The 13429-nt window shown below is 73.4% G+C and carries 13 protein-coding genes and 1 pseudogene; 5 read left to right on the plus strand and 9 right to left on the minus strand.

Features of this window, described 5'->3' with window-relative positions:
• Positions 1–93 precede the first annotated feature (93 nt).
• Complete coding sequence (locus ABZ937_RS27615) at positions 94–1239, minus strand: PP2C family protein-serine/threonine phosphatase (RefSeq protein WP_361696024.1); 1146 nt, start codon at positions 1237–1239, stop codon at positions 94–96.
• Between the two features lie 137 nt (positions 1240–1376).
• Between ABZ937_RS27615 and ABZ937_RS27620 the strand changes: the two genes are divergently transcribed.
• The 3 genes from ABZ937_RS27620 to ABZ937_RS27630 are packed head-to-tail and all read left to right on the plus strand — an operon-like array spanning position 1377 to position 3060.
• On the plus strand, positions 1377–2057 hold the full coding sequence (locus tag ABZ937_RS27620) for a hypothetical protein (RefSeq protein WP_361696025.1): 681 nt from the start codon (positions 1377–1379) through the stop codon (positions 2055–2057).
• The gene (locus tag ABZ937_RS27625; protein ID WP_361696027.1) at positions 2054–2332 is read left to right on the plus strand and encodes a BON domain-containing protein; all 279 of its coding nucleotides are present in this window, start codon (positions 2054–2056) and stop codon (positions 2330–2332) included. The genes ABZ937_RS27620 and ABZ937_RS27625 overlap by 4 nt, the downstream gene beginning before the upstream one ends.
• Positions 2329–3060: a metallophosphoesterase gene (locus ABZ937_RS27630; RefSeq protein WP_361696028.1), complete on the plus strand. Its 732-nt coding sequence runs from the start codon at positions 2329–2331 to the stop codon at positions 3058–3060. The genes ABZ937_RS27625 and ABZ937_RS27630 overlap by 4 nt, the downstream gene beginning before the upstream one ends.
• A 16-nt stretch (positions 3061–3076) precedes the next feature.
• Here ABZ937_RS27630 and ABZ937_RS27635 read toward each other — a convergent pair whose 3' ends face one another.
• Positions 3077–4417 carry an MFS transporter gene (locus tag ABZ937_RS27635; protein ID WP_361696029.1) on the minus strand — a complete coding sequence of 447 codons (1341 nt, stop codon included), beginning with the start codon at positions 4415–4417 and terminating at the stop codon, positions 3077–3079.
• Positions 4418–4705: 288 nt separating this feature from the next.
• Here ABZ937_RS27635 and ABZ937_RS27640 point away from each other — a divergent pair, with 288 nt between their 5' ends.
• Complete coding sequence (locus ABZ937_RS27640; RefSeq protein ID WP_361696030.1) at positions 4706–5035, plus strand: DUF6343 family protein; 330 nt, start codon at positions 4706–4708, stop codon at positions 5033–5035.
• Between the two features lie 38 nt (positions 5036–5073).
• Here ABZ937_RS27640 and ABZ937_RS27645 read toward each other — a convergent pair whose 3' ends face one another.
• The 7 genes from ABZ937_RS27645 to ABZ937_RS27675 form a co-directional block, all read right to left on the minus strand.
• On the minus strand, positions 5074–6063 hold the full coding sequence (locus tag ABZ937_RS27645; RefSeq protein WP_361696031.1) for an aldo/keto reductase: 990 nt from the start codon (positions 6061–6063) through the stop codon (positions 5074–5076).
• Positions 6064–6263: 200 nt separating this feature from the next.
• Positions 6264–7490: a cytochrome P450 gene (locus ABZ937_RS27650; protein ID WP_361696032.1), complete on the minus strand. Its 1227-nt coding sequence runs from the start codon at positions 7488–7490 to the stop codon at positions 6264–6266.
• 67 nt (positions 7491–7557) lie between these two features.
• Complete coding sequence (locus ABZ937_RS27655; RefSeq protein WP_361696033.1) at positions 7558–8769, minus strand: cytochrome P450; 1212 nt, start codon at positions 8767–8769, stop codon at positions 7558–7560.
• Positions 8766–9359, minus strand: coding sequence for an ATP/GTP-binding protein (locus ABZ937_RS27660; RefSeq protein ID WP_361696044.1), 594 nt, complete (start codon positions 9357–9359; stop codon positions 8766–8768). The genes ABZ937_RS27655 and ABZ937_RS27660 overlap by 4 nt, the downstream gene beginning before the upstream one ends.
• 13 nt (positions 9360–9372) lie before the next feature.
• Positions 9373–9720 (minus strand): DUF742 domain-containing protein, encoded by a 348-nt coding sequence (locus ABZ937_RS27665; RefSeq protein WP_361696034.1) that lies wholly within the window; start codon positions 9718–9720, stop codon positions 9373–9375.
• A gap of 11 nt (positions 9721–9731) precedes the next feature.
• Positions 9732–10139, minus strand: coding sequence for a roadblock/LC7 domain-containing protein (locus ABZ937_RS27670; protein ID WP_361696035.1), 408 nt, complete (start codon positions 10137–10139; stop codon positions 9732–9734).
• Positions 10136–11794, minus strand: coding sequence for an ATP-binding protein (locus tag ABZ937_RS27675; RefSeq protein WP_361696036.1), 1659 nt, complete (start codon positions 11792–11794; stop codon positions 10136–10138). The genes ABZ937_RS27670 and ABZ937_RS27675 overlap by 4 nt, the downstream gene beginning before the upstream one ends.
• Before the next feature lie 482 nt (positions 11795–12276).
• Here ABZ937_RS27675 and ABZ937_RS27680 point away from each other — a divergent pair.
• Positions 12277–12966, plus strand: a pseudogene (locus ABZ937_RS27680) (hypothetical protein); the annotation flags it as partial.
• Between the last annotated feature and the right edge of the window lie 463 nt (positions 12967–13429).

Below are 13429 nucleotides of genomic sequence, written 5' to 3' on the forward strand. Positions count from 1 at the left end.
AGGCGCCGCAGATTCTCGCAACGCTTCGGAGGGGAGAGCCACCCTGTGAACTGAACATTGGCCCAAGGCCGGCTGAATGCGTACGCCGAGTGTTCATCCCTGCCGGGCCGTTTCGCCGCGGCCGTGGTGGCGGCGGCGTTCGGCGGGGGTGCGGTGCACGGCGATGAGCGCGGCGTCGTCGCCGAGCCTGCCGCCGGCGTGGGCGAGCAGATCGCGCCGCAGGTGGTGCATCAGCGCCTCGGGGCTGTCGTCGGTCCAGCGGGCGACCCGGTCGGCGAGCGGATAGAACCGGCCGCGGTCGTCCCGGGCCTCCACGACCCCGTCGGTGTAGAGCAGCAGCGTGTCGCCCGGCTCGAAGGAGAACACGTCCAGCGTGTGCTCGGCGGAGCCGTGCACCCCGAGCGGCGGCGACGGGTGCAGGCTCGGGACCGTGACGACGTGGCCGGGGCTCAGCAGCAGCGGCGGCGGATGGCCACAGCTGGTCATCCGGGTGACCGGGTCCCGGTCCGGGATCTCCACGAGCAGCGCGGTGGCGAACCGCTCCCCCTCCTCCTCCGGCGGGTCCAGGTCGGCCGCGTACCGGGTGATGCTCTGGTCCAGCACGGTGGCCAGCTCCGCCAGCGGGATGTGCCGGTGGGCGCTCTCCCGGAAGGCTCCGAGCAGCAGCGCCGCCTCACCGATGGCGGGCAGGCCCTTGCCCCGGACATCACCGATCAGTACGCGTACGGCGCCGTCGCACGGGGTCGTCGCGTACAGGTCCCCGCCGATCTGTGCCTCGTCCTCCGCGGCCAGGTACAGCGAGGCGATCCGCAGCGTGCCGATCTGCTCGGGCAGCGGCCACATCAGGACGTGCTGCGCCGCCTCGGCGACCGTGCGGACCTGGGCCAGCTGGGCCTGCCGGCGCTCCCGCAGGGCGCTGTAGAGGACCGTGAGCACCACGAGGACGGTGAGGGTGATGATCTGCACGATGTGGTTCGTGGTGCCGATGCCGCCGTGGTGGATGCCGATGAAGATCTGGGCGGCCACCGCGAGCGCGCCGATGCCGGCCGTGGTCCGGGGCCCGGCGAAGGACGGGGTGAGCGCGGGCGCGATCACCAGGGCCGGCCCGAGGTGGATGTCGTTGGGGGTCCGCAGGTCCACCACCGTGATCACCAGGATGAGCGCGACGGGAAGCAGCAGCAGTGCGTGCACCGACTGCCAGGGCTGTCGCGGACCCGCGCGCCAGAGCCGGGGTGTCATGCCTACCAGCGTGCTCCCGTGGAGGTCGGGCGGCCACTCGCCCTCGCCCCCCGTGTCGGCGGCGGCGCCCCGGGTACCCGTACGACCCCCGGGGCCGATCCGGCCGTCCCGGGTGCAGGGTGCCGAATGGAGAGGCCATGACGCAGAACGGGGAGGAAACCGCCCCCCTGCGGCGACGGGAGGTCACCGAACTCCGCCCCGCCACCGGCGGGCCGGGCCGGCGTGCCGCGCCGGATCCGCCGGACCTGCCGCACGACCGCAGCCAGGCGATCCTGGAGGCCACCAAGCAGATCGGCGCCCTCCTCAAACGCGCCGGCCATCTCTTCGCACTGGCCGGGAGCGTGGCCGTCTACGCCCACGGCGGCAGCCGCTACCTCCAGCACGACGCCGACTTCGCGATCCTGCCCGACGACGCCGACGCGGTGGCCGCCACCCTGCGCGAGGCCGGGCTCCCCGTCCGGGTCCCGCCGGAGGACTGGCTGCTGAAGACCGCCTGTCACGGGCAGAACGTGGACATCATCTTCGCGCTGGCACACCAGCCCGTCACCCGGGACATGCTCGACCGGGCCCACGTGCTGCCCGTCGACTCGGTCCTCATGCCCGTTCTGTGCCCGACCGACCTGATCCACAGCCTGATCAGCGCCTTCTCCGAGCACTACTGCGACTTCGGGGCGGTCCTGCCGGTGGCCCGCGCCGTCCGCGAGAAGGTCGACTGGGACGTGGTCCGCGCGGCCTGCGGCGACCAGCCCATGCCCGCCGCCTTCCTCTTCCTCCTCGAACGGCTGCACGTGATCGACGCCCAGGAGGGGCAGCCATGACCGACACGAGCCCGTCGCCCCCGCCGGCGGCGGAGAACTTGGACTACCGCGTCGCCCACCTCGCCGAACACCTGGCCTCCGGAGAACTCGGGGAACTCGGCGTACGCCTGGAGATGCGCGGCGACGCCGTCCAGCTCACCGGCACCGTGCCCTCCACCGAGTGCCGGGACGACATCCTGCGCATGGCCCGAGAGGAACTGGCCGGGCACCCGGTCCACAGCGACCTCCTCGTCGCCGGAACCTCCTCGCCCGACCACGGAGAGGACCTGACATGATCCGCGTCGCGGCCGTCGGGGACATCCACATGGGCCCCGAGAGCCAGGGCACGCTGCGCCCCTCCTTCGAGACCCTGCCGGGGTGCGCCGACGTCCTGCTGCTCGCCGGCGACCTCACCCGGCACGGCACACCGGAGGAGGCCACGGTCGTCGCCCGGGAGATCAAGGACCTCGGGGTGCCCGTCGTCGCCGTACTCGGCAACCACGACCACCACGACGAGCGGCCCGAGGAGGTCACCGCGATCCTGCGGGACGCGGGCGCCCACGTCCTCGAAGGGCAGGCCGCCGTCGTCACCGCCGACGGCGCCCGGATCGGGGTCGCCGGGACCAAGGGCTTCGGCGGCGGCTTCGTCGGCCGCTGCGCCGGGGAGTTCGGCGAACCGCTGATGAAGGAGTTCGTCCGCTACACCCGCCGGTGCGCCGACGCCCTCCAGGCCGCGCTGAAGGACCTGGCCGAGCGGGACTGCGACGTACGGATCGCCCTGACCCACTTCTCACCCGTCCCGGACACCCTGGCCGGGGAACCACCGGAGATCTACCCCTTCCTCGGCAGCTATCTGCTCGCCGAGGCGATCGACACCGCCGGCGCCGACCTCGCGGTCCACGGCCACGCCCACGCCGGCACCGAGCACGGCATGACCAGCGGCGGCGTCCGCGTACGCAATGTCGCCCAGCCGGTGATCGGGCAGGCGTTCCACGTGTACCACCTGCCCGGCCGGCCCGGATGACACCGGGCGGGGACCGTCAGGCCGCCGTCTCCAGGGCCACGCGGCCGGACACGTCGCCGTCCTTCGCGCGCAGCGTCAGCGCGACCGGTCCGCCGCGGCGGCGCACCAGCAGGCCCGCGCCGACCGACCCGGCGATGAGCAGCCCGCCGGCCACCAGCGCGCCGCGCGCCCCGGCCCACTCCATCAGCAGGCCCAGCAGCGGCGGCCCGCCGAGGCCCCACACCGTGCCGATGCTGCTCCACACCCCGAGCACCCGGCCCCGCAGATGCGGCGGCGGATCGGTCTGCAGCACGGCGGTGCCCGCGGTGTCCGAGACGGACTCCACGATCGCCATCGGCAGCACCAGCACCAGCAGCATGGCCAGCGACGGCGACAGACCCGCCACCACCTGGAGCAGCGCGCCCGCCGCCGCGAGCAGACCCACGGTCCGCACGGACGGCCTGCGCAGCCGGGCGCCGAGGACCGCGCCCAGGATGCCGCCGACGGCCAGCACCGTGGACACCGTGCCGAACGCCCCGGCGCCCCCGGCCAGCGGCCCGGTGACGAGGACGGCGAGGGTCAGGCCGTAGTTGCGGCCGAAGACGGAGCTGATCCCGGTGATGCCCGCGAGAGCGACCAGGCGGGGCCTGCGCACGAAGAAGGTCAGGCCCTCGCGCACGGTCATCTCCGCGCGGGCCGGAACCGGCCGCGGCCCGCCCGCCGGCTCCTCGGCGGCTCCGGGAGCCGGCCGCAGGAACGGCACGACCGAGGCCACGAACAGGAACGACAGACCGTTGGCGGCGTACGCGGCGGACGTGCCGAGGAAGCCGACGGTCACCCCGGCCAGGGCCGTGCCGGCCAGCCGGCCCGCGCTGTGCACCAGCGCGCCCACCCCGATAGCGGACGGCACGTCGGCCACGGGGACGAGATCGTTGCCGAGCAGGGCGCAGGCCGGCCCGTCGACGGTCGCGATGGTGCCGGTCACGGCGGCCAGCACCAGCAGTGCCGTCATGTCGATCCGGTCCAGCGCCACGAGCAGCGCCGTCGTGAACGCGACCGCGCCGAGCAGGGTCTGGCTGACGGCGACCGTCAGCTTCCGGGGCCAGCGGTCCACGGCCGCGCCCCCGAGCAGGCTCACGAACAGCGCGGGCGCCGCCTGGACGGACATCGACAGACCGGTCGCCGCCGCCGAGCCCGTGATGTGCAGCACGAGCAGGTTCTGCACCGTGAGCTGCATCCACGTGCCGGCGTTGGAGACGAAGTTCGCCGCCGACCACCAGCGCATGCTCCGATGCCGCAGGGACCGCCACGGCGAACGCGAGGCGGGGGCGGTGCTGGGCGCGGACGGGGGCAGGGCAGAGGAAGAAGCAGAAGGCACGGCGGGGTACTCGCACAACCAGGGGGATCGGGAGAGACCGGCGGATCCCGTCGGTCCGGCTGCGCTGCACGGCCGGGCCGCCTGGTCAGGGCGCCGCCCATGGTGGCAGACGGGATGGGCGAGTCGCCGCCGCCGTTGCCGCCGCGCTGGTCCCGAAGACGCGAAACCGCCCGGGGCAGAGGGCAGTTGGGTGCCGCGTGGGGTTCCTCACAGGCACCGTTTCAGCCCTGCGCGGCCTGGTTACGCGGAGGGCGACGGACGGGCCGGCCGCGTCGAAGGAGGCATGTCATGCGCGAGCGTCAGCACGGACGGCCGACGGGGCCGGTCCCCCGGTCACGCTCCGGTGTGATCGGTCGCCGCTTCCCCCGCACCGGTGACGAACCGGCCACCGCGCGCAGCGCCCTGCGCCTGAGGCTGCTGCTCTCCGCCGTCTTCCTGCCCGTCTTCGCCGCGGCGACCGCCGGGTTCGCGCTCTGGGCCGCGCACGAGGGCCCGGACGACAGCCCGGGCACCGGCCCGCTCACCGTCCTCGCGGTGGTGTGCGGGCTCCTCGCCCTGGCGGCGGCGCTGGACCTCGTGGCGGTGTCGGCACGGAGACGGCGGGAGCGCGGCGCGTAGCCCCCGGTAAGGATCACCAGGCCTCTGGTCGGCGACGGCTAGCGGTTGACCGTCCGCATCCCCGCCTCGTCGTACCGCTCGCCCGCCACCTCCGGCAGCTCGGCGTCGATGCGGGCCAGGTCCTCCTCGGTCAGCTCGATGCCGACCGCGCCGGCGTTCTGCTCCAGGTAGGTGCGGCGCTTGGTGCCCGGGATCGGCACCAGGTCCTCGCCCTGGGCCAGCACCCAGGCGATGGCCAGCTGGGCCGGGGTCACGTCCTTCTCGGCGGCGATCTCCTTCACCTTCTCCGCCAGCCGCAGGTTGGCCTGCAGGTTGGCCTCGGTGAAGCGGGGGTTCTCGCGGCGCCAGTCGTTCGCGTCCAGCTCGTCCGGGGAGCTGAAGCGGCCGGCGAGGAAGCCGCGGCCGAGCGGGGAGTACGGCACGAAGCCGATGCCCAGCTCCCGGCAGGCGGGCAGCACCTCGGCCTCCACGTCCCGCGTCCACAGCGAGTACTCGCTCTGCACGGCGGTGATCGGATGGACGGCGTGGGCGCGCCGGATGGTGTCCGCGCTCGCCTCGCTCAGCCCGATGTACCGCACCTTGCCCTCGGCGACCAGCTCGCCGAGCGCGCCGACCGTCTCCTCGATGGGCACGTTCGGGTCGACCCGGTGCTGGTAGTACAGGTCGATGTGGTCGGTGCCCAGGCGCTCCAGCGAGCCGTGCACCGAGCTGCGGACGTGCTCGGCCGAGCCGTCCTGCCGGCCGACCGTGTTCATGTCACCAGGGACTGCCTCGTCCATCCGGTAGTTGAACTTGGTCGCGATCACGTACTCGTCGCGATGTCCGCGGATGGCCTCGCCGACCAGCGACTCGTTGGTGAGCGGGCCGTAGATCTGCGCCGTGTCGAGGAAGTCGATGCCGAGGTCGAGGGCGCGGCGGATGGTCGCGACGCCCTCCTCCTGGTCGGCGGAGCCGTAGAAGGCGGACATCCCCATGCATCCGAGGCCGATGGCCGATACCTGGAGTTCCCGCAGACTGCGCTTCTGCATGGGGGGTCCTTTCGTGCACACTCGTTCGTCGTTCTCCGGGGCGCGAGGGCCTTCATCCATCTAGCGACGGAATCCGGCGCCCGGCATCCCGTGGGCAGGCCGGGCGCGGGGGCCTGCGCGATGTCCGCGACGCTACGAGCTGGAGCGCGCTCGAAGTCAAGCGCGCTCCGGGCGGGACCACGGATCCGGCCGTGGCGGACCTACGGATTCAGCCGTACCGGCAGCTCGAACAGGTCGTTCTGGGTGACCACCGGCTTGTTGCGCAGCTCCGCGGCCGGCACCGCCAGGTCCAGACCGGGGAAGCGGGCGTACAGCGCCGGCAGCGCGACCCCCGCCTCCAGCCGGGACAACGCGGCGCCCGGGCACACGTGCGGGCCGTGACCGAAGGAGATGTGCCGGTTCCGCGTCGCGCGGGTGATGTCGAACTCCCCGGCGCTCGGCCCGTGCGCGTTCTCGTCCCGGCCGATCGCCCCGTACGACACGATCAGCGCGTCCCCGGCCGGGATCACCCCGTCGCCGACCGGTACGTCCTCGGTCGCGAACCGGATCAGGACGTGGGAGGTGGGCGTGGAGTACCGCAGCGTCTCCTCGATCACCGCCGGCCAGTCGGCCTCGCCCGACAGCACGAGGGCGCGCTGCTCGGGGTGGGTGGACAGGTTCACGACGGCGTTGACGATCAGCGAGATCGTGGTCTCGTGGCCCGCCGCCACCATCAGCTGGAGCGTGGAGACGATCTCCTCGTCCGTGAGGTGGTCGCCGTCCTCGGAGGCGAGGATCAGCGCGCTGGTCAGGTCGTCGCCCGGTGCGGCCCGCTTCGCCGCCACCGTATCCGCCATGATCCCGGCCAGCTCGGTCAGCGTCGCGACGACCTCCTCCGGCGGGGTCTGCGTGGAGAAGAACTTCTCGAACAGCACTTTAAGCCGGGGCAGCCGCGCCTCCTCGATCCCCATGAGGTCGGCGATGACGTACAGGGGCAGCGGGTAGGCGAAGGCCGCCTTCAGATCGACGGTCCCGTCGTCGGTGGGCAGCGCGTCGAGCAGGTCCTGGGTGAGCTTCTCGATCCGCTCGCGCATCCGCTCCACCCGGCGCGGGGTGAGCGCCTGCGCGACCAGCGTGCGCATCCGGCGGTGGTCGGCGCCGTCCACGGTGAGCATGGAGCGGCCCGGGTTGGCCAGGCCGATCAGCGGCCAGTCCGCGGGGATCTCGCCGCGCTGCCAGGCGCCCCACACGCCGATGTCCTTCACCAGCCGGGGATCGGTGAGCAGTGCCTTGGCCTCGGCGTGGTGGGTGACGGCCCACACCGGGACACCGCCCGGCAGTTCCACGGCGGCGAGCGGTCCGGCCGCGCGCAGTGCCGCGCTCTCGGCGTCCAGGTCGGTGACGAAGGGGTCCAGGGCGATACGCGGTGTTTCGGTACCGGTCGTCATCGTGACGTGCCTCCCAGGGCGGGGGTCGGGGGTGCGGCGTCGGCGCGTCGGTGAGGGCGACGCGGGTTCAGAGGGCGGGTACGGGAGTGAACCGGACGGGCAGCCGGGTCAGCCCCCGGAGCCAGGGCGAGGGCCGGCGGGTGAGGGACTCGGCGGGTACCGCCAGGTCGATGTCCGGCAGCCGGTCCAGGACCACCTCGATACCGGTCCGCGCGATCACCTCGGCGATCTCCTGCGCCGGGAACGGGCACCGGTGCTCGCCGTGACCGAAGGAGAAGTGCGCGTTGTTGCCCCCAGTCAGCGCGGATCCGTCGGTCCGCACCTGCGGATCGGAGTTGGCCCCCTGCAGTCCGAGCAGCAGCAGGTCACCGGCCCGGATACGGCGGCCCCCCAGGTGGGTGTCGCGGGCCGCCCAGCGGCCGGCCACGTTCTGCGTGGGCGTGTCCTCCCACAGCACCTCGTTCATCGCCTCGGCGACGCTGTTCCGGCCGCCGAACAGGGAGGCGGCGAACCGGTCGTCGGTCAGCATCAGCCGGAGCGAGTTGCCGATCCAGTCGGCGGTCGGCTGATGCCCGGCCGCCATCATCACCATCAGATCCTGCGTGATCTCCTCGTCGCCGAACCCGCTCTCGTCGGCGAGCATCCGGGAGACCACGTCGCCCGCGGGCTCCCTCTTCCGGTCCGCGAGCAACTGCCCCATGGACGCGGCCAGGTGGGCCTGCCCGGCCAGCGCCCGCTCCCGGCCGTCGATCATGTCGTTGAGGGCGGTGACCAGCCCCGGTCCGTCCTCGTCCGGGAAGCCGTACAGCCGGGCCAGGACCCGTACCGGCAGCAGCATCGCGTACTGCGTGACCAGATCGGCCTCGCCCGCGGCGCACAGCGCGTCGATCAGCTCGTCCGCGAACCGCTCGGCGTGCCGCCGCAGTTCGAACGGGTCCGCCGACTCCAGCGCGTCGCTGACCATCGCCGCCCGCTGCCGGTGCCGTTCGCCGACCGTGTAGAGGATCGACGGCTGCCTGCGGCCGATCATCGGCAGCAGCGGCCAGTTCGCGGGGATGCGCTCCCACTGGTTCCACAGGTCCGAGTCCCGGCTGAACAGCACCGGATCGCCGGTGACCTGGTGCAGTTCGCGGTAGCCCAGCACCAGCCAGGCCGGGACGTCGCCGTCGAGCAGGACCGGCACCACGGAGCCGTGGTCGCGCCGCATCTCCCGGTACAGGCGGGCGGGTTCGGTCTGGAACCGGGGGCCGCCGAGCGGAACGGCGTCGGGGGTGGTCACACGAACTCCTGTCGGGGCAGGCCCGCCCGCGCGGACGGGTCGGCGTACCGGTTCTTCACGTGCTGCACCAGCGTGATCAGGACCTGCTGGCCCGACTCGCGGGAGCGGGCGTCGCAGTCGACCAGCGGTACATGCGGATCGAGGTCGAGGGCCTCGCGGACGTCCGCGCCGGCCCGGACCGGGCCGCCGAAGTCGTTGCAGGCCACGATGAACGGCGTGCCGTGCCGCTCCAGCCGGTCGATGGCGTACCAGGAGTCGTCGATCCGCCGGGTGTCGACCAGCACGACCGCGCCGAGCGTGCCGGAGAACAACCGGTCCCACAGGAACCAGAACCGCTCCTGGCCCGGCGCGCCGAACAGGTACAGCACGTTGTGCGGGTCCAGGCTGATCCGGCCGAAGTCGAAGGCGACCGTGGTGGCGGACTTGCCGCGCACCTGGCCGATGTCGTCGACCGCCGCGCCGGCCTGCGTCATCGTCTCCTCCGTGGTGAGGGGACGGATCTCGCTGACCGAGCGGACCAGCGTGGTCTTGCCGACGCCGAGGCCGCCCACGACGACGATCTTGAATCCCTGGTGGGCGGAGGCACCCAGCGGGGTGCGCGCGTCAGAGGTTGCGAAGTCCAACGAGCACCTGCTCCAGGATGTCGGGGTCGGTGATGGCCGGCCGGTGCGGACGACGGGCGCTGACGCGGCCCGCCGCCAGCAGGTCGCACAGCAGCACCTTGGTGATGCCGACGGGCAGCCGCAGTTCGGCGGCGATCTCCACCACCGAGGTGGGGAACCGGGTCAGCTTCAGGATCGCCACGTGCTCCGACTGCATGCCGGTCACCGGTTCCGACTCGGCCACCACGAGGGTGACCAGGTCGAAGGGGTCGTCGGGACCGGTCCCGCTGCGCCCCTGGGTGAGGGTGTACAGCCGGTCGGGGGCGTCGTCCCGGCCCGGCCGGTTCATGCCCTCTCGGCTCATGAGGTACGGGGCAGAGCGGTCAGGTGCTCGCCGAGCTGCTCCACCAGTTCGGTCATGCGGTGTCCGACCACACCCGCGTCCGCGTCCTCGGTGGTGATCACGGCCAGATGGGCGCCGGCGCCCGCCTCCACGATGAACAGCACACCGCCGTAGAACTCCGTCATGGCCGAGCGCACCCCGCCGCTCCCGTCGCCGAACTCCACGGACGCCCCGTGCGACAGCGACTGGATGCCGGCGGCGATCGCGGCCAGCTGGTCGGCCTGGTCGACGCTCAGCTCCGGTGTACGGCACAGCTTCAGCCCGTCCCGGGACAGCACGAGCGCGTGCCGGGCACCCGGCGTCCTCTCCAGCAGGCCCTCCAGGAGCCAGGTGAGCTTGTCGTCGGCGGTGGTCGGGCCGGTCATGAAGTGGCGTCGCCTTCCGGGTGCGTGCGCGGGTGCGGGTGAGAGGGGGCGTGGGAGTCGTGGTCTCCGGGGCCGGGCGAGGGGTGGCCGCCGGCGGCCGTGTGCTCGTCCCGTACGGCGTCCCGCCCGGACGAGGCGGCCCGGTCGTCCGGCGCCGGGGAGGGCGCGGGGTCGGGAGTGGGGTCGGGAGTGGGGCCGTCCTGGGCCGGGGTCCCGGCATCCGGTGCGGTGGCCCGTGAGGAGGCGGCCGGTTCCGACGGGCGGACGGCTTGGCGGAAGCTGCTGAAACGGGCGGCGCGGGTCTTGCCGTCGTCGGTGGCCGGCGCGGTGCGCGGCGCGGCGGTGCCCGGCGCGGACCGGGCGCGTTCGGCCGCGGCGAGCGTACGGCCCCGGCGCCGCTTGGGCAGCCCGGCCGGGCCCTCCTCCGGCGGCGCGGCGGACTCGTGCACCGGAGCGGCGTCGAAGGCCGCGGGTGTCCGCGTGGGCGGAGCGCTCTCCGGGCGCGGTGCCTCGCCGGCCGGCCCGGCCGCGGCGGGGCCGGACAGGATGTCCTGCGGGATGAGCATCAGCACGCCCGTGCCGCCGCGCGCCGACGGCCGGAACGACACCTTGAGCCCGTGCTTGCGGGCCAGCCGGCCGACCACGGCCAGCCCGAGCCGGGTGCCGGTCAGACCGCCCAGCCCGGAGACGTCACCGGAGACCGCCCGCTCGGCGCGGCGCAGCTGCACCTCGCCCATCACCAGCCCGCTGTCCTCCACGGACACGATGACCCCGGCCGGCACCTCCTCCACGTAGACGTGGACCTCGGCGGTCGGCGGCGAGAAGTTCGCGGCGTTGTCGAGGAGTTCGGCGAGCGCGTGCATCACACCCTCGGCGGCGTGCCCGGCTACGGCGGTCTCGCTGACCGAGTGCACCCGCACCCGCCGGTAGCCGGCGATCCGGCCCATCGCGCCGCGCAGGATCGACTCCATCGCGATCGGCCGCGCCCACCGGCGGCCCGAACGCGCCCAGGTGAGCACGGCGACGGAGTCCGCGAGCCGGCCGGCCTGGGCGGTGCGGTGGTCGAGGTGGAGCAGGTCGGCGAGGACGTCCTCGTCGGTGTGCCGGTCCTCCATCGCCCGCAGGTCGGCGAGCGTGGCCGTGGCGAGAGCCTGCATCCGGGCCGCGGCGTTGGAGGTCGCGGACAGCGCCGTGGCCCGCTCCCGCCGGGCCCGCTCCCACTCGCCCGCCAGCCGGGCGTTCTCCTGCCGGATCCGGTCCAGCTCCTGGGTGCCCTCCTCCTCCAGACGGGCCCGCTCGGCCGCGAACTCCGCGCGCTGCTGAGCGAGTTCGTCGATGAGCCGCTGCTGCTCCTGGCGTGCCTCCTCGGTCGTACGGGCCTGCTGCTGGAGCAGCCGTCCGAGGTCCTGGGTGACGTTCTCCAGCCTGCGCCGGGCATCGCGCGCCGTCCGCCGCGTGTGCGCGGCCGTGGCCACCGCCGCGCTGAGCACGACCGCTGCCGCGGCCAGGCCCCAGGCGAGCGGGGCGCGCACCGAGCCCGGCGCCGCCGCCACGGCCGCGCAGACCACGAGCGCCGACAGCACACCGGTCACGGCGAGGGCGGAGACGAACGTACGGAGGGAAGCTCGGTCGCCGGGATGCGTGGGCACGGTCATCGGTCCGGTCTGGTCCTTGCGGCAGAGACGGCTGGGTGGGGACTGGCGGAACGTTCCGGAGGGAGAGCAGTGACACTGGGTGGTGAACTGGCGGTCACTATACGAGAGTTCGTGATCGAAACAGAAAGGTTCCGCATTACTTCCCGTAACAGGCCAGTCGCCTCCGCGTGTTGACCGCGAGGACCGGAGGACGGAACAACTCGGATGCGGGTTGCCTCCCGGCCCCTGTTTTCCGCGCCGTACACCTGTGGGTCTTCCCACACCGGCGCGCCTTTGCGGCGGATCTTGACGCCCACCGCCCGGCTCGCTGAACTGTCCCCGGCAGAGAGCCGCGATCCGGCCGTGATCCGCACATCGATACGATGGGCGCCTGAAATGGGCAGATGCCGGGCAAACGCCTCGCGCGGGCTGACCGCCGCGAGCGAGGCGAAGGGGGCGATACGCATGACGGGGGAGCCGAAGGCGATGGGCTGCCGTGCCTCATGACCACTGACGGGCGTACCGCACGGTTCCGCTCGCGGCTCGCGCGGCTCGCCCGGTTCACCGTGCGCACGCTGCGGGGGGAGTGGCACGCCATCGTCGTCGACCCGGTGCGGCAGCTCGCCCGGCGCGGATTGTCCGGGCTGCTGCTGGCGTTCGTCGCCGCGTTCGGTGTCGTGTTCTTCCATGACATCGCCCAGCACCCCACGGGAGAGCTGTGGGTACGACGGCTCGGCGGCGTCCAGGCCGACCTGCCGCTGTGGCTGGCCCTGCTGCGCAGCCCTGTCTCGCTGTACGTCCCGGCACTCGACCTGCCGGTATGGGCGGGCATCACCCAGCTGTTCCTCGCCTTCGCCCTCGCCGAACTGGCCCTGGGCCGGGCCCGGACGCTGATGATCGCCTACGCCACCACCCTGGCCGGCACCTTCACCGCCCGGCTGATGATCGCCATCGGGCCCGGCTGTTGGGGGTTCGGGCTGCCGCCCGAGGTCGGGCACGTGCTCGACACCGGCCCCTCCGCGGCCGTCGTGGGCCTGTTCACCTATCTCTCGGTGATCCGGCGCGCGCCCGTGGTGTTCACGCTGACCGGCGGCTCGATGGTGTGGGAGTCCATCGCCGTACCCAACCTGGCCGGCCGCGAGCACCTCGTCGCCGTGGCCGCGGCGATCACCCTCGGCCTGCTGCACGGCCGCGGACACGGGCTCCGCGCGTCGATACGACCCCTACTGACCAGGCGCCGCCCCCGACCCACACCCGCAGGTCCTGTTCCCACGCTCACCGCCCCGGCGCCGGCAACCTCGGCTCTCACGCCCGAGCGTCTGGCTTCGATGCCGGCGGCCTCGGCTCCTGCGCCCTCCGCCCCGGCTCCGGCGCCGGCAACCTCGGCACTCGCTCCCGCCCCCGCAACCTCGGCTCTCGCCCCCGCGCCCCTGGCTCCCGTGCCCCTCGCTCCCGCGCCCGCCCATCCCCAGGCAACCGCCGGCCGGCCCGGAAATGTCCTGCCCAAGGTCGCGGCGCCTTCCCTCGAACGTTAGTCCGGTTCGGTTCGGTGGGATCACCGCAGGGCCGCGTCGTTCAGGTGATGTGTCCTGGTTGATCACATGATGCCGAGGGTGATCAGTGGACGGTTGGCGTCGCGGGTGTGGTGGCGGAGTC

Origin of the sequence: Streptomyces sp. NPDC046727 (assembly GCF_040645635.1) — a bacterium.
GTDB lineage: Bacteria > Actinomycetota > Actinomycetes > Streptomycetales > Streptomycetaceae > Streptomyces.

Coding starts and splice junctions, on each gene's coding strand:
- ABZ937_RS27625 (WP_361696027.1), top strand. CDS start 2,054: ATGACCGACACGAGCCCGTCGCCCCCGCCGGCGGCGGAGAACTTGGAC.
- ABZ937_RS27615 (WP_361696024.1), bottom strand. CDS start 1,239: ATGACACCCCGGCTCTGGCGCGCGGGTCCGCGACAGCCCTGGCAGTCG.
- ABZ937_RS27620 (WP_361696025.1), top strand. CDS start 1,377: ATGACGCAGAACGGGGAGGAAACCGCCCCCCTGCGGCGACGGGAGGTC.
- ABZ937_RS27670 (WP_361696035.1), bottom strand. CDS start 10,139: ATGACCGGCCCGACCACCGCCGACGACAAGCTCACCTGGCTCCTGGAG.
- ABZ937_RS27630 (WP_361696028.1), top strand. CDS start 2,329: ATGATCCGCGTCGCGGCCGTCGGGGACATCCACATGGGCCCCGAGAGC.
- ABZ937_RS27640 (WP_361696030.1), top strand. CDS start 4,706: ATGCGCGAGCGTCAGCACGGACGGCCGACGGGGCCGGTCCCCCGGTCA.
- ABZ937_RS27665 (WP_361696034.1), bottom strand. CDS start 9,720: ATGAACCGGCCGGGCCGGGACGACGCCCCCGACCGGCTGTACACCCTC.
- ABZ937_RS27675 (WP_361696036.1), bottom strand. CDS start 11,794: ATGACCGTGCCCACGCATCCCGGCGACCGAGCTTCCCTCCGTACGTTC.
- ABZ937_RS27650 (WP_361696032.1), bottom strand. CDS start 7,490: ATGACGACCGGTACCGAAACACCGCGTATCGCCCTGGACCCCTTCGTC.
- ABZ937_RS27645 (WP_361696031.1), bottom strand. CDS start 6,063: ATGCAGAAGCGCAGTCTGCGGGAACTCCAGGTATCGGCCATCGGCCTC.